This is a genomic window from Bacillus sp. 123MFChir2 (assembly GCF_000383235.1).
Classification (GTDB): Bacteria; Bacillota; Bacilli; order Bacillales; family Bacillaceae_G; genus Bacillus_A.
On the sequence record NZ_KB910955.1, the window covers coordinates 37,014 to 52,750 of the forward strand.

The following is a 15,737-nucleotide window of genomic DNA, read 5'->3' on the forward strand; positions in this document are numbered from 1 at the left end:
GAAGGAAATCCTAGGGAAATTTATGAAGAAACACAAAATGAATATTCAGATCTCATATTTCCTCTATGCGAAGAATATAATATCAAATTTGTTCCAATAAATTGGTTTGAGTTTGATGTCTTTAAAGGTCGTTTTGATAATGTTCCAATTGAAATAAGAAAACAATTAGAAAGTCAGCTCTTAAAGTTGACTGGAGAACAATTAAGTAGTTTTGATAAAGGAACGATTCCTTTTAACATATTTCCCGAAAAGAAGTCCCCTTCCTCAAGGAGCGGGAAGGCAGAAGTTCACTACATCATAGACCACCTTTCTAAACTCCAAATATGTAGTAAAGAATGCAAAAAAGAAGAGGAACTACGCTCTCATATTTAGCATAGTATCCTCTTCTAATTATAGTACGTTTAATGATATTTCCTTGCTCTTCTTACATAGAGATTTCAAATTCGCTGCAACTTACGTGAAAACAACACACTTCCTATAATGTAAGCAATAAGTGCTAAACAGACTGGAAATACGACCGTATGAACACCAAAAGGATTAGGGAAAAACAAATGAAACCCCATATATGAACCTACCCCAACAACAATAGAAGCGAGTGCTCCGGCAGCATTCCCTTTTTTCCAATACAAACCGAGTACAAGCGGCCAAATAAATGCTGCTTCTAAACCACCAAAAGAAAATAAATTTAACCAAATTAAAAAATCAGGCGGTTTAATCGCGGCTGCATACACAAGCAAGCCAACAATTGCTGTAATCCAGAGCGTTCCACGTTTTACTGTTTGATCCGCAGCATTTTCGTTTATATAATTTACATAAATATCTTTAATAATGGAAGAACTTACAAGTAACAACAATGAATTTACTGTCGACATAATAGCTGCCATTGGAGCTGCTAAGAAAATACCGGCAAGCCAAGGCGGCAATACTTTCATCGCAAGCAATGGCATTACTTTATCCGGTACATCCACTCCTGGTAAAACGACACGTGCGAATACACCTGTTAAATGCATACCAATCATAATTGTACCAACAACAACAGTGCCAATAATTAAAGCTTGATGCATCGCTTTTGAATTTTTATACGACATAGCACGTACGCTAATTTGTGGTAAGCCAACAACTCCCACACCAATTAAAATCCAAAATGAAGACACATAAACTTTTGTCAAGCTACCATCCGCCCCAAACGGTGTAATTAGATTGGGATTAATTTGTACAAGCTCTTGCATGATATTTGAAACACCACCGCCCGCAACAATTGTACCAATTAAAATTATTGCCGTACCAATTAACATAATAAGACCGAGTATTGTATCTGAAAGCGCAACAGCACGAAAGCCACCAATCAAAACATAAACAAGTACAAAAAACGTAAAAAGAAATAAAGACGTTGTATACGACATACCTGTTAACGATTCAATTAATCTTCCGCCGCCAACCCACTGCGCAACAGTTGCTGAAAACAAGAAAATAATAATACATAATGCTGATAAAATAACAACAACTTTATTATTATATCTTCCTTTCAAGTAATCGATTAACGTAATAGCTTCCATTTTTCTTGCAATAATCGCAAATTTCTTACCAAGTACAGTTAATACAATGTAACCCGTTACTACTTGAATAGACGCCAACAATACCCAGCCAAGGCCCGTATTATAAGCAATGCCAGGCCCACCAATAAAGCTACTTGCACTCCCGTACGTCGCAATCATTGTCATTGCTAACAATAATCCACCAAGTTCGCGGCCACCGAGAAAATACTCTTGCAAAAATTTGTTATGCGCGGTTGTTTGCACACGTCTCGATGCATATAGACCAATTAAAAATACAACTATAAAAGATACCATCATTGGAATAATTACATACCAGTTCATTTTCATTCCTCACTCTTCTCTTCCTCATCAAACGAAACATCTTGAAAGACGAAACGAACAACAAAGACAATCAGTAAAACCATTACAATAAATCCAACTATACAACTATAAAAGAACCAGGCTGGGAATCCTAATATGTATGTATACTCTTTTGGGTTGCCACTACCTAATCCATACGCAAAACCATACCATATCAGAAAGTTAATAACAGCAAGTCCAATTCCAATCCACGCTTCGCGATGTGCAATGCGAAAACGAGAATCTTCATGATGTCGATTCATTTCTATCGCCTCCTTCCACGATGTATTATTGTAACATTCTTTGTATAGTTTTTCCTACCAAAAAGCAAAATGAACATCCTTCACAAAAAAATTGGGCTTTCATAAAAAATTATATATATAAATCTACTTTGATTTTTTAACATATAGATTGCTGCTATGCAGAATACAACATGCTAGCTACTAGCATGAATAGGCCCTGACCGCTTCTATGCATGGCCAGATGCTCTCGCCCACCTAAAAAAAGATGGTTTTATGTCAGTTTTCCAATTTACATTTACATATTTTTAACAATTACAACAGAATTAAAGATTGAAATTTCTGATTCTTTAAGTTACGATTGAAATTAGATGTCATTCACCTAGTTCACCTTACACCTCCGCCTTTATTTGGAATAAACGTAGCATTTTGCTGCGTTTACATTATATATTTTTAAGGGGGTTATACAATGAGTCAACTAGCTGTGAGCCTTCATGAAAAAGTAGAGAAATTTTTACAAGGAACAAAAAAGTTATATGTAAACGGAGACTTCATTGAAAGCGCTTCAGGAAAAACATTTAAAACACCAAATCCAGCAACTGGCGATACATTAGCCGTTGTATATGAAGGCAGTCGTGAAGATATCCATAAAGCTGTCATGGCAGCACGACTGGCATTTGATGAAGGTCCATGGTCACGTATGAGCGGTGCTGATCGCAGCCGTCTCATGTACAAGCTTGCTGATTTAATGGAAAAACATAAAGACGAACTCGCACAACTTGAAACATTAGATAACGGAAAACCAATTCAAGAAACAACAACTGCAGATATCCCTCTTGCAATTGAACATATGCGTTATTATGCTGGCTGGGCAACAAAATTAGTTGGTCAAACAATTCCTGTTTCAGGAGATTTTTTCAATTATACACGTCATGAACCAGTTGGTGTTGTTGGTCAAATTATTCCATGGAATTTCCCGCTTTTAATGGCGATGTGGAAACTGGGAGCAGCACTAGCAACCGGATGTACTGTCGTACTAAAACCTGCCGAACAAACACCTCTTTCTGCGCTATATTTAGCTGAACTGATTGAAGAAGCTGGATTTCCAAAAGGCGTTATTAACATTGTACCTGGATACGGAGAAACAGCTGGTCAAGCTCTTGTCAGTCATCCTCTTGTCGATAAAATTGCTTTCACAGGCTCAACTGAAGTTGGAAAACACATTATGAAAGAAGCATCTGAATCTTTAAAACGCGTAACATTAGAGCTTGGGGGTAAATCGCCAAACATTATATTACCTGATGCTGATTTGTCTCGTGCAATTCCAGCTGCACTATCTGGCGTTATGTTTAATCAAGGACAAGTATGCTGCGCGGGGTCTCGCCTATTCATTCCAAAGAAAATGTATGATAATGTTGTAGCAGATCTTGCTTTATATTCAAAAAGCCTAACGCAAGGCGCTGGATTAGATCCACAAACTACCATTGGTCCACTTGTATCAGAAGAACAACAAAATCGAGTTATGGGCTATATTGAAAAAGGAAAAAATGAAGGCGCAGAAATATTAGTTGGCGGAACGAAACCTTTCGAAAATGGTTATTATGTTTCTCCTACAATTTTCGCAGCTGTACAAGATGACATGACGATTGCAAAAGAAGAAATTTTCGGTCCTGTCGTTGCCGCAATGCCATTCGATGACATTGATGAAGTGATTGAACGGGCTAATAAATCAGCATATGGATTAGCAGCTGGTTTGTGGACAGAAAACATAAAAAATGCGCATTATGTTGCAAATAAATTACGAGCTGGAACGGTATGGGTAAACTGTTATAACGTCTTTGATGCAGCCTCTCCGTTTGGAGGATATAAACAATCAGGTCTTGGACGCGAAATGGGTTCTTATGCGTTAAATAACTATACAGAAGTAAAAAGCGTTTGGATCAACTTAAACTAGAAGAAAGGTCTTGCCAATTGGCAAGACCTTCTTTCTGTATTAGTAAGAACAGTGATCGTTTTACTTTATACTTGCAACCCCCCACTTACATTTAACACTTCTCCAGTAATATAAGAAGCAAAGTCTGATGCTAGAAATGCAGATGCATGTGCAATGTCTTGCGGTGTTCCGATTCGCCCTGCTGGAATTGTAGCAATCATCTTCTCCTTTACTTTGTCTGGTATAGCTTTCGTCATATCGGTATCCATAAATCCCGGACAAATCGCATTACATGTAACACCAAATCCAGCTGCTTCTTTTGATGCTGTTTTTGTTAATCCAATTACACCTGCTTTCGCAGCAGCGTAGTTTGCTTGGCCGATATTTCCCTGCCAACTAATTGAAGAAATATTAATAATGCGTCCGTATTCTTGTTTACGCATATGTAAAAGCGCTGGTTGCATACAGTTAAAGACCCCTGTTATATTTACTTGCAGCACTTGTTCCCATGCTGTTTTTTCCATTTTATGCAGCATTGCATCTCGTGTAATCCCTGCATTATTCACTAAAATATGCAATGCACCGTATGTTTGAATCGCATACTCAATTAATGATTTTGCATCTGTATGGCTGCTTACATCACAAACATACGCCCTAACATCATATCCTTCCTGTAACAATTGGGTTGTCGTACTATTTAAAACTTCTTGATTCATATCACTAAGCAATACTTTCGCTCCTAAAGAGCAAAATACACGGGCAATTTCTTTTCCAATTCCTTGCGCGGCACCAGTGACAACAGCTGTTTTCCCCACTAAAAGGTTCATTCTTCTTCCCCACTTCCCAATATATTTTCTATATATTTCGTCTTATGTATGTCATTTTCCTTTTTGTATAAAAAAGTCTATTTGTGTCACACTATAATTGCAACTTAGCATAACACAAGGAGATTGTGTAAGATGAAGAAAAAGAATGTACAGCAAAACAAAGTATCTGACGGTATTGATGTTGAATTTTCTAGGGAGCTTGCTGATCAAGACGACTTAGAAGCACAAGCGCGTGCAGATGCTGCAGATGCACGTCAAAAGCATCAACAAAGCAACAAAAAATAGACCGAGGATATGTTCTCGGTTTATTTTTTGTATTTTTTCACATAATGCGCGAATGTTAATAAAGGAAATAAATGATGATAGCTATGGTAGCGAATATAAAACTCTCCCGGAAGTCCTGTTCCAGTTGGATATTCAATATTGTGAAAAGAATGCTCTAACAAATAATTTATTCCGCTTTGAATACACGCTGTCTCCGTATCGTGTACAGCAATGAGTGCATCTAGAGCCCATGCAGTTTGAGAAGGTGTGCTAAAAGATGTGGAAATAAATCGTTTCTCCTTGCTGCTTCTGCACGATTCTCCCCAGCCGCCATCGCGATGTTGAATCATTTCTAACCAACGCACTGCTTTGTCTATCGCTGGATGATTCTTTAGCAAACCATTTGCCCGCAGGCCTGTTACAGCAGCCCATGTACCATATATGTAACAAACTCCCCATTTTCCATACCAAGAACCATTTTGTTCTTGATTGCGTAGAAGCCACTGCATCCCGCGTTGTAAATCATACCTGTTTATTTCATTCGGTGCATGCGTTCCAAAAAATTCGAGTACCCTTCCTGTTATATCTGCTGTAGACGGATCGAGAATCATATCTTCTGCATTATCGAGCGGAAGATGCAGAAACATATGCTTATCAACATTCTTCTCAAATGCCCCCCAACCACCATCGTTGTTTTGCATTCCAAGAAGCCAATGTATCCCTTTATCCCAAGCTCGTTTTACTTTCTTATCTTTCTTGGTGATTACAGTAAGTGAACGCAATGCTGCTGTTGTATCATCACAATCTGGCACAATAGTATTCGTATCAGTAAACCCCCAGCCGCCAGGAGATAAAGAAGGAGCATGAACATGCCAATCCCCATAAAAAGTATGCTGCTTCTTTAATAAAAAGCGATTTGCTCGTTCAATCATCGTATCATCTTCTGACACATTTGCTTCTTGCAAAGCGTAACTTAAAAGAGCAGTGTCCCACACTGTTGAAGGTGAGTTTTGTAAATGGGCACCATTCTTTGTGTTCCATATGTACGACTGTAACCCTGATACAGCTTTCTCAATAATAGGAGAATGTATTGAATGACCGAGAGCAAGGAGGGCATAAATCATATAAAAGGTAGCGCTCGCATAAGTGTAAAGTGTTCCATTTCCTTCTATTCGTTCTAGCATAAAGCGTTCCGCTGCTTTATATCCTTTATGATGAAGTGTATATGGATACGAAATTAGCTTTTTTCCTTCCGATAATATGGTTTGCCAAACTGAAGAACGTTTAGAATGAAACCAATTTGAGTTATTTGCACCTACTATATGATTCAAATTAGGAATATCTATTTCATCTACTATAAATTTCTTATTTAAACAAATAATCGTAGGCACGAAATGAATACGTGCAGTATTACTCACCTCATACATACTAAGCGGAGAATGATCCGGTAAAAAGAAAAAAGGCATAGGAAAATGAAACAATGAAGGATAATTGTATTGTCCATGAAGCGCTAATAAAAACTTTGTCATAAAATGAGCATTTGCAATTCCACCTTGTTCGATAATAAATTGTTCTGCCCGGCACATAATTCTGTCTTCTTTCTTATATTGCAAAGAAGCTAGCAATGCAGCATAAATTTGAATAGTAGCTGACAGGTTCCCATTTGGCTCATCTTCATACAACTTCCACGTTCCTTCATTCGCTTGTAAGGACGTAAGCCTTGCTAGAAATGGCTCTATTTCTTTTTCTTTTTTTAACATACGTAACAAGAAAATCATTGTGCAATCGGTAAGGGGGGCTCCTTCAAAACAAAAGCGCCATGTACCATCCCTTTGCTGCATCGTACGTAACGCTGTAACCTGTCGCTCCATTTCATATTTTACTTTGTCATACAATAGCATAGATATCCCCCTTCTGTACTGAATCCATATACGATATTCAAACAAATACGTAAATATGCGCATAACAAAAAGCAAAGTAAGATTCATTTCTCACTTTGCTTACGAACAATAACAAATCGCAACAACAATTCCTAAAAGTGCCCCTACTATGACTTGATATGGCGTATGCCCAACAAGTTCATTCAATTTTTTATACTCCGTTTGTCTTCCATGAAAAAAATCATTTAAAATTTTCGCTTGTTTACTGACAGCAAGTCTCACTCCAGATGCATCATACATGACAATAATTGCAAAAATCGTCGCAATAGCAAATATAGAACTCGAAAACCCTTCTTCAATTCCAATTGCGATTGCTAATGCTGTCACGGTGGAAGAATGAGAACTCGGCATGCCGCCAGAAGCAAAAAACTGCGCAAAATCAAATTCTCTCTTTTTTACTAAGGTCATGATAACTTTTGCAAGTTGTGCTAAAAACCATGCAATCACTGCAGACATTAACGGGTTGTTATGTAAAATTGTTTCCATAATTCGCACCTCACCGCTTATAATGGAATATCCTTACTTTCATTATAAAGAAAACGGCATATATAATACTATGCCGTTTTACGAAACTTTTGCAGATTTATTTTTTATAAATTTCGGCTGCCTATTTAACATAAATTTCGTTTTTGCTATCGAAAAGATAAATAACGCAATCCAAATAAAGAAAAATGCCGTCATGTGTGCAGAAGTAAAATGTTCATGAAAGACGAAGATTCCTAATACAAGACTAATTGTCGGTGCGATATATTGCAAAAAACCGACCATTGATAACGGAATAAGCTTTGTACCTTTTGCAAAATATAAAAGCGGCAGTGCAGTAACAATACCCGCTCCCGCTAGAAGTAATGTCGATGTAATCGACACTGTCCCAAACGAACTAATCCCTTTGGCACCAAGCATTCCTAAATATACGAGAGCGATCGGTGTTACAATCATTGTTTCCATCGTTAACCCAATCATAGAATCATAATCTAATAGTTTCTTTGATAAACCATATAAACCAAATGTACATGCTAACGAAATTGCAATCCACGGAATCGATCCATAACGAATTGTTAAAATTGCAACTCCAAACGCAGCTAAACCTACAGCAATGTATTGCCAAAAATTAAGTTTTTCTTTTAACACAAGCGTGCCAAGTAAAATACTAACAAGCGGATTAATATAATAACCTAAACTCGCTTCGATGACGTGGTTATGATTGACTGCCCATATGTACACAAACCAGTTCCCGCTAATTAATATAGACGCAATCGTTAATGACATGAATAATTTAGGGCGTTTAAAAAGTTGTGTAAACTCGTTCGTAAACTGACCAAAACGTTTAGAAATGAATAAAACAAATAACATAAAAACAAATGCCCAAACAATGCGGTGCGCTAAAATTTCTTCTGCCGAAACGTCGTCTATCAATTTCCAATAAAGTGGCAGGATTCCCCACATCATATATGCACTTGTCGCATATATGATCCCTTTTTTTTGCGCTTCCATTTGACTCTCCTCTTTTCTTTTTTCTTCATTATAAAGTGTCCTTTTATTACTTTACAATTTTCCGCTACATAAACTCTTTATAATATCAAAAAGAAAAGAGCATGTTTTAAAGAGACTAATCAAAACATGTTCTTCTTCCGTCAAATTGAATGACTCTTATAAAAATTTCTTTTTCCTTTTATTACCAATTTATATGAAATAAAAACGAAGATTCCAAAAATAAGAGTTACAAAGGCCGATAAAATCTTATCATTTGGCACGTATACTTCCCAAAAAGAATTCATAAGCGCATGAAAAATGAGACACATAAAAATACTTTTAGTTGCATTATAAATTGTAGTTAGTATGAAAGATATTGCAATTATTGTAATTGTAAAAGATATAAAGTTCCTTTGAGATTGGTTCGTGCCTGGAATGAACCATAATGGCAGGTGCCAAATAGCCCATATTACGCTCACAATCACGGTGCTTAAAAATGGCGAATACCCTTTCTGAAGTGCAGGTTGTAAAAATCCTCTCCAGCCAATTTCCTCAAATCCGCCACCAATAATCATCACTGGAAAACTAAGTAATGCCACATATAATGGTTTTTGCATCGTTGCTCCATCAAATATTGTTGGCATATAACAGCTAATAAAAGCTAGAACAATAATCAGAAGATACCATGCAAAATGATGTTTAGGATTAACAATATTTTTGATAAATACTCTAAATTCCTCTTTCGATCCATATTTTTTCTTTAAACTAATTTCAATAATCGCTGGCATGTTCCCCCCGAAAACAAACAATATCATTGCTAATGGAGTTCCGAGTGTAGTAATGTGTAATTTTATTAAGCTAATTAATATCCCCCAAAGTCCCCACGTAAATATGAAAGTGCATATTAAATATCGTTTAATATCATTATCCATCTACCTGCCCCCTTTGTATTAATTAGAACACAAACTAATAGGGAATAAAATACCATACGTAAGATTAAACAAACAACTTTTCCCAAGATACATCTATACTCAATAAACACATTTCTGGAGAATAAAGAATTCCTTAAAGCCTGCTTAACTTCTACATTTAAATGTATCTCCTTCTTGAACTAAGCTAACTGTATCAACAATAAAAAAACTGAAATCCTTTCTGTATTAAGTAAGGATTTCAGTTCATCTTTTTTCAATACGGTCAAACTTTATTTTAAATCCACACATATACTCCCGCAGCGGCAAGTAATGGAATACCAAACACAAACTTATTTTTGTGTGTTTTATGATGAAACATATACATGCCAATCCAAGCTCCAATTCCTCCCCCTGCTGCCGCAACTAAAAATAACGTACTCTCTGGTGTACGCCACTGCTTCTTCTTTGCTTTCCTTTTATCTAGTCCCATCATTATAAAAGCAAAAATATTAATAAAAACAAAATAACTCCATTTCACCATATTATGAAAACCTCTTTCATACATTTTTCCAACTATTTGTCTTACACTCACTAGATAGTAAACTTCTTACTGGCGAGAATTTCAATCTATTATACACTCATTTTGTTTTTAAATTATATAAATACAAATAAAAAAACTCTTTTTTAGGGGGACGAGAGCATCTGACCATGCATAGAAGCGGTCAGGGCCTTTTCCTGCCACGTGCAAAGTTTGAAACAAAGGTAGAAAGCAAGTAGCGGCCATGTTTTGTTCTGCATAGCAGCGACTTAGATGTTAAAAAATCAACTTGGATTTATATAGTACACGAAAACATTCATGGTAATAATATTACGAATTTCATATAAACGAGTTAACAGAGATCGTTATAACTATAAGAAAACGAATAGAAATCAAAAAATACCCAAAAATCGGTATTTTCTTTGACATAATCTTTTTTCAACAAAGCAAAGGGGACGGAAAAGTTTTCCATCCCCTTATTTCTTTACGCTGTCTCTTCTTCTACATTCAAAACCGCCTTTTTCTTTGTGAATTTTCGCTTTATCATATCCATCACATAATAAGCAGTCGGTACAATAATTAGCGTTAAGAGCGTAGATGTTAATAAACCAGAAATAACCACAATGGCAAGGGATCGAGAGATGAGTCCTCCATCAGTAGACAACGCTAATGGCATAAGTGCTCCAATTGTAGCAAGGGCTGTCATTAATATCGGACGGAGCCTTGTTGCCCCTGCTTCTAATACAGCTTCCTTTATAGTCATTCCTTGCTTTTCATTTTGCATAACGCGATCCATCAATACGATGGCATTCGTAACGACAATTCCAATCAACATGAGGAACCCAACAAGTGCAGGCATACCTAAAGGTTCGTTAGTCATATATAATCCAAGTAAACCACCTGTAAACAGGAATGGTAGGGAAAATAAGATCGCAAATGGAGCCATTACATTTCCAAATGTCACTAGCATAACCATAAAGACGAGAACAACCGCGATTCCCATAGCAACAATCATATTTTGAAAGCCCTCATTCATAGCTTGTGACTGTCCTTCCGAGCGATATTTTACTCCTTTTGGTAAATCTAGAGCCTTTAATCGTTTGTCTACCTCTGCTTGAACACCAGAAACATTATCTGTCGTAAATCTTGCGCTTACTTGTACATACTCTTGTTGATTCAAACGGTACAACGCAGAAGGTCCAGGCTCTTCAGAAAGTGTCGCTACATCCGATAACATTACCTGCTGACCAAGAGGGCTCGTAATCTTTTGACTTGTAATACTTTCAATAGACGTAAGATTATCGCTTTTTAAGCCTACATTCACTGATGTCGTTTTTCCATCTAACTGTACTGCCGCGATATTTTCACCAGAGATAATTCCCCTTACAAAAGCGGCTACCATCATCGGATTCAGACCTTTTTCAGCAGCTTTTTCTTCATTAATTGCTAGATTAAGTTGCGGCTTTACTGCGGATAAGTTTGTTTTCACATTGGACAAACCTTTTATATCCTTTATCTTCTCTACAATTTTATTACCGGCATTTTCCAGATCCCTAGCATTTCCACCTTCCACAATAAGAGCAAATTGCCCTCCTCCTGTTATACCGATTGGTGTCAATGCTGTTTCAATACCCGTCCCCAAATTTTTCATTTTTTCTTTAACATCTTTTTCAAAAGTTGTTACTTCTTCTTTCGTCATGTTATCCTTTAGGTCAATAGATAAGCGAACCCTTTCTCCTGAAACGATTGTTTGATAATTTTTCACACTCACTTGTTTACTAAGAATACTTTCCATATCCTTCGCCACACTGTTCGCTTTATCAAGTGAAGTTCCAACAGGCAAGTCTGTTGTTAAATTGTATGAGACCGCCTTTTCTTCAGGTAGAAAGTTTTTCGGAATCATCGGCACAAGTACTAAAGATGAAGAAAATACAACGAAAGCCAGAATAAGCGTTATCACTTTTTTCTGCATCGCCCAGCTCAGCATACGTTGGTATGTTCTCTGTAACATCGTTTCTTGTGGTTCCTTATGTTTCAAACGCAATAAGAACAATTTAGCAAGAAGTGGCACAACTGTTAATGAAACAAGTAACGAGAATGCAAGTGCCACAATAACTGTGATTCCAAAAGGTGCGAAGAACTTCCCAATAATCCCTGGTACGAACGAAAGCGGACCAAACACCGCCATTGTTGTGACTGTTGAAGATGTAACTGCGCCGCCAACTTCCTTAGCAGCCGCAAGAACCATGCTTTCATCACGCTGTTTACTATTTAACGTTCTTCGGTAAATATTTTCAATTACTACGATAGAATCATCAATTACCCGACCAACTGCTACAGCAATACCTGCCAGCGTCATCATATTCAAACTGTATTGTAAATACTTCATTGTAATCATAGCCGCTAACACTGAAAGTGGAATCGATAATACTGCCACAATCGTGGCTCTCACATTACGCAAAAATACAAATGTTACGATGACAGCAAATAACGTTCCAAGCAACACTTCCTTAAGCATGCTATTAACCGATTTTTCCACCTGTTTCGAACTATCATACAGCTTAGTCAATTTATATCCATCTGGCAGTTGTAAATCGGATAACTTTTGATTCATTTGTTTTACAACCTCAACCGCGTTCGCTCCTGGCTGCGCTTTAACTGATACAAGAACAGCAGGTGTATCCTTTAGTCTTGTATATATCGTTTCTGTCTTACTTCCATACTCAACAGTTGCCACATCTGATAGCTTTACTGTTTGTACTTCTGCAAGACCTGGCACCATCATTTCCACATTTTTCACGTCAGTAAGTGATTTCAGTTTGAAGTCTGCTTGAACATTTAACGTTTTTTCATTTAAATTGACCTGCCCTGCTGGAAAAGAAAAATTGTGGGCTAAAAGTGCCTGCTTCACTACATCATAAGTAATATTTTTTTCTTTCATTTTTTCAGCATCAAGTTTAATAGATAACTGTTTTTCCGTTTCACCGGAAACATCCACCTTACCTATATCTTCAACAGTAGACAAAGCCGTTTTAATTCGTTCGTTCACATATTGCGAAATATCAGCTTGCTTAGCATTATCTGAAGAAATGGCAAAAGTAAGTACTGGCATCTGTGAAGGACTATCTTTTATAATGACAGGTTTCCCTGCCCCATCCGGTAATTTTAGAGACGCAACGGCATTTGTTACATCTTTCTCTGCCTCATCCATTTTCCGATCCATGTCAAATCCTAAAATAGCAACTACGCTGTTGCTGTGGGATTCAATATATACATTATCGAGTTTTTGAATATTAGAGAGTGCAGTTTCTAACGGTTTCCCTATATCTTCTAACCCTTGATCTGGTGTGGCACCCATATAAGGAACCTTTATGATCACATATGGAATATCAACATTTGGCATCTGCTCCATTTTCATCGTTTTAATAGAGTATATTCCGCCAACAACGATAAAAATCATTGCAAGAAAAACAACACCTACATTTTTTAAAGAAAAGCGAATCCAAGATCCCATCTCCATTCCCCCTGTTCTTTTGTGTTTATTTTATTTATCAAACGAAACGCTCTGATTGATATAATCTCATATAAATTGCAAACTTTCTTAATATACGAGTTTCTATTTTTACTACGACTACCATGAAAATGTACGGATATAGAATATAGACCAATCTATTTTAAATATTTTTATATTTCTGATTTTTAAAAACAGATTTCTCCTCTTTTTACTAAATAACTTCCTGTCATTATTAGAAAAGATTATAGCTTTCCTACATTTTTTTAATAACTATCGTCAATTCCTCCCTTCTTGTCCTCCTTTTTAAATTGTAAATTTTACCCTGTAAATGTCAACCTAAATATGGTTCTTTCCAAAGTTGGTTGAAATTCTAACAATTTGTCCATACTGTTCCTATTATTTAAGTGAGGGATGGTGCTGTAAAGTGGATAATGTGGTGAAAATGTTAGATGAAAAACTTAGATATCTTTCACATGAAATTGTAGAGGATACACTATTTATTCAGATTACCTCGGAGAGGTTATCAGTAATATGCCCTTCCTGCAATACGGCTTCGATCAAAGTTCATTCTCGCTATGAAAGGACGTTTCATGACTTGCCCATTCAAGGGAAGAAGGTTGTATACGTGATCAATAACCGCAAAATGTTCTGTCATAATGCGCAATGCCATCGCAAAACATTTGCTGAACAATTCTTATTTTTACCCTATAAAGCGAAAAAATCCACTCGCTTGGAACAAGAAATCATGAAAATCGCCCAAAATGTCAGTTCGCTTGTAGCTGAAAAAATATTGAACCGTGGCATTGCGAAGGTTGGAAAAAGTACCATTTGCAATCTACTAAAAAAAAACAATCGAAATTGATAAAACCCATGTAAAAAGAGTCTGTATCGATGATTTTGCTTTAAAAAAGAGACATACATATGGCACGATTATGATAAATTTAGATACACATCGAGTGGTTGACTTAATTCATTCTAGAAACGGTGAAGAAGTGACAAGTTGGCTGAAAACTTTTCCAAATCTGGAGATTGTCTCTAGAGATGGTTCTATTACGTATGCTCATTCCATTGCGGAGGCCCATCCGAAGGCTATTCAAATAAGCGATCGCTTTCACTTGCTTCAAAATCTGACAAAGTATTGTACAGAATTTTTCAAGTCCATCATAAAAACGAATGTCAAAATCCCAGTGACAACCTCAAAGAAAGCATCCCTTATGAACGCGAATAATCTAAACATACCATTCACAAAAAAAGTCAAAATAGCGAATGGCTTAATGGATACCGGCTATACATTTCACCAAATAGCGAAAGCTTTACAGATGGATATCAGAACAGTGAAAAAGATTTTATCCATAGGATTAAGCGAACAAGTAGAGTATCTGATGAGCACAATGAAAATATCTCATGAACACAAAAAGTTGCAGAAAGAAAAACAGATATGTGAAGCACGAGAGCTGTATAAACAAGGAAACTCCAAGCGAAGTATCGCACGTCAACTCGGGTTAGATCGCAGAACTATCTCCAAATATTTGAATCCAGAAACAACAGGAGTACATGCAAGCTTAGGGCAAACGAGAACGAGCATGCTAGATCCCTATGCAGAAGAAATAAAACAGTACGTAACCAATCGGTATACATCTGTTCAGATTGGTGCCATACTTCGAAAAAAAGGATACAAAGGTTCTGCCTCTACTGTACGCCATTATGTTTCCAAACTGAAAAAATCTTTATTTGAAGACCCTCGACTGTTACATGATACGGAGTTTGAATTCGTGAAACGAAAAGAGGTTATCGCTCTTTTGTTCTATTCAGAGAAAACAAAAATCAAATTATCTGAAGAACAAATAAAAGAAATTTACAAGTTGCATCCGAAAATCGAATCCGTCATAAACTTGGTGAATGACTTTAGGGAAATCCTGAAACAAAAAAAGAACGATGCACTGCAAAGCTGGATTGAACGAGCGACTGCGCTAGATATTCAACCGCTCAATAGCTTTATCAATGGAATAGAAAGAGATTTGACAGCTGTGAAAAATGCCATCGATTATGAATACAATAATGGTCTAGCCGAAGGGAAAATCAATAAATTAAAGTTGGTGAAGCGCACCATGTATGGTCGTTGCTTGTTCGATTTATTGAGAAAAAAAATCTTACTACTAGAATATGAGAAAACGGTTCTTTTCAACTAACTTTGGAAAGAACC

13 protein-coding genes are annotated in these 15,737 nt (G+C 36.7%); 4 read left to right on the plus strand and 9 right to left on the minus strand.

Annotated elements, in window-relative coordinates:
• Positions 1–437: 437 nt before the first annotated feature.
• Both panF and H280_RS0115800 read right to left on the minus strand, forming a co-directional pair.
• Entirely contained in the window at positions 438–1,877 is a 1,440-nt protein-coding gene (panF, locus tag H280_RS0115795) for a sodium/pantothenate symporter (protein ID WP_028411264.1), read from the minus strand.
• A gap of 2 nt (positions 1,878–1,879) precedes the next feature.
• Positions 1,880–2,158 (minus strand): YhdT family protein, encoded by a 279-nt coding sequence (locus H280_RS0115800; RefSeq protein ID WP_020062113.1) that lies wholly within the window; start codon positions 2,156–2,158, stop codon positions 1,880–1,882.
• Positions 2,159–2,603: 445 nt separating this feature from the next.
• Between H280_RS0115800 and H280_RS0115805 the strand changes: the two genes are divergently transcribed.
• Entirely contained in the window at positions 2,604–4,088 is a 1,485-nt protein-coding gene (locus tag H280_RS0115805) for an aldehyde dehydrogenase family protein (RefSeq protein ID WP_020062114.1), read from the plus strand.
• A 65-nt stretch (positions 4,089–4,153) separates the two neighbouring features.
• Here the strand turns inward: H280_RS0115805 and fabG are convergent, their stop codons facing one another.
• Positions 4,154–4,894, minus strand: a complete 741-nt coding sequence (fabG, locus tag H280_RS0115810; protein WP_020062115.1) for a 3-oxoacyl-ACP reductase FabG — start codon at positions 4,892–4,894, stop codon at positions 4,154–4,156.
• Between the two features lie 132 nt (positions 4,895–5,026).
• On the opposite strand from fabG, the gene H280_RS0115815 reads away from it, so the two are divergent.
• On the plus strand, positions 5,027–5,179 hold the full coding sequence (locus tag H280_RS0115815; protein WP_020062116.1) for a YfhD family protein: 153 nt from the start codon (positions 5,027–5,029) through the stop codon (positions 5,177–5,179).
• A 20-nt stretch (positions 5,180–5,199) separates the two neighbouring features.
• Here the strand turns inward: H280_RS0115815 and shc are convergent, their stop codons facing one another.
• The 6 genes from shc to H280_RS0115845 form a co-directional block, all read right to left on the minus strand.
• On the minus strand, positions 5,200–7,059 hold the full coding sequence (shc, locus tag H280_RS0115820; RefSeq protein ID WP_020062117.1) for a squalene--hopene cyclase: 1,860 nt from the start codon (positions 7,057–7,059) through the stop codon (positions 5,200–5,202).
• Between the two features lie 99 nt (positions 7,060–7,158).
• The gene (locus H280_RS0115825) at positions 7,159–7,584 is read right to left on the minus strand and encodes a divergent PAP2 family protein (protein ID WP_020062118.1); all 426 of its coding nucleotides are present in this window, start codon (positions 7,582–7,584) and stop codon (positions 7,159–7,161) included.
• 78 nt (positions 7,585–7,662) lie between these two features.
• Complete coding sequence (rarD, locus tag H280_RS0115830) at positions 7,663–8,592, minus strand: EamA family transporter RarD (protein WP_020062119.1); 930 nt, start codon at positions 8,590–8,592, stop codon at positions 7,663–7,665.
• Between the two features lie 140 nt (positions 8,593–8,732).
• Positions 8,733–9,503, minus strand: a complete 771-nt coding sequence (locus H280_RS0115835) for a CPBP family intramembrane glutamic endopeptidase (protein WP_020062120.1) — start codon at positions 9,501–9,503, stop codon at positions 8,733–8,735.
• Between the two features lie 274 nt (positions 9,504–9,777).
• Positions 9,778–10,020 (minus strand): DUF1294 domain-containing protein, encoded by a 243-nt coding sequence (locus H280_RS0115840; RefSeq protein ID WP_028411265.1) that lies wholly within the window; start codon positions 10,018–10,020, stop codon positions 9,778–9,780.
• Positions 10,021–10,504: 484 nt separating this feature from the next.
• Entirely contained in the window at positions 10,505–13,534 is a 3,030-nt protein-coding gene (locus tag H280_RS0115845) for an efflux RND transporter permease subunit (protein ID WP_020062122.1), read from the minus strand.
• Between the two features lie 442 nt (positions 13,535–13,976).
• Here H280_RS0115845 and H280_RS0115850 point away from each other — a divergent pair, with 442 nt between their 5' ends.
• Together H280_RS0115850 and H280_RS0115855 are read left to right on the plus strand one after the other, a co-directional pair.
• Entirely contained in the window at positions 13,977–14,396 is a 420-nt protein-coding gene (locus H280_RS0115850; protein WP_231401778.1) for a transposase family protein, read from the plus strand.
• Positions 14,392–15,723 carry an ISL3 family transposase gene (locus tag H280_RS0115855; RefSeq protein WP_269208750.1) on the plus strand — a complete coding sequence of 444 codons (1,332 nt, stop codon included), beginning with the start codon at positions 14,392–14,394 and terminating at the stop codon, positions 15,721–15,723. The genes H280_RS0115850 and H280_RS0115855 overlap by 5 nt, the downstream gene beginning before the upstream one ends.
• The last annotated feature ends 14 nt before the right edge of the window (positions 15,724–15,737 follow it).

Excerpts from the sequence above, each read along its gene's own strand:
- fabG (WP_020062115.1), bottom strand. The coding sequence starts at position 4,894 with ATGAACCTTTTAGTGGGGAAAACAGCTGTTGTCACTGGTGCCGCGCAA.
- H280_RS0115825 (WP_020062118.1), bottom strand. The coding sequence starts at position 7,584 with ATGGAAACAATTTTACATAACAACCCGTTAATGTCTGCAGTGATTGCA.
- H280_RS0115800 (WP_020062113.1), bottom strand. The coding sequence starts at position 2,158 with ATGAATCGACATCATGAAGATTCTCGTTTTCGCATTGCACATCGCGAA.
- rarD (WP_020062119.1), bottom strand. The coding sequence starts at position 8,592 with ATGGAAGCGCAAAAAAAAGGGATCATATATGCGACAAGTGCATATATG.
- H280_RS0115835 (WP_020062120.1), bottom strand. The coding sequence starts at position 9,503 with ATGGATAATGATATTAAACGATATTTAATATGCACTTTCATATTTACG.
- shc (WP_020062117.1), bottom strand. The coding sequence starts at position 7,059 with ATGCTATTGTATGACAAAGTAAAATATGAAATGGAGCGACAGGTTACA.
- H280_RS0115805 (WP_020062114.1), top strand. The coding sequence starts at position 2,604 with ATGAGTCAACTAGCTGTGAGCCTTCATGAAAAAGTAGAGAAATTTTTA.
- H280_RS0115815 (WP_020062116.1), top strand. The coding sequence starts at position 5,027 with ATGAAGAAAAAGAATGTACAGCAAAACAAAGTATCTGACGGTATTGAT.
- panF (WP_028411264.1), bottom strand. The coding sequence starts at position 1,877 with ATGAACTGGTATGTAATTATTCCAATGATGGTATCTTTTATAGTTGTA.
- H280_RS0115845 (WP_020062122.1), bottom strand. The coding sequence starts at position 13,534 with ATGGGATCTTGGATTCGCTTTTCTTTAAAAAATGTAGGTGTTGTTTTT.
- H280_RS0115850 (WP_231401778.1), top strand. The coding sequence starts at position 13,977 with ATGTTAGATGAAAAACTTAGATATCTTTCACATGAAATTGTAGAGGAT.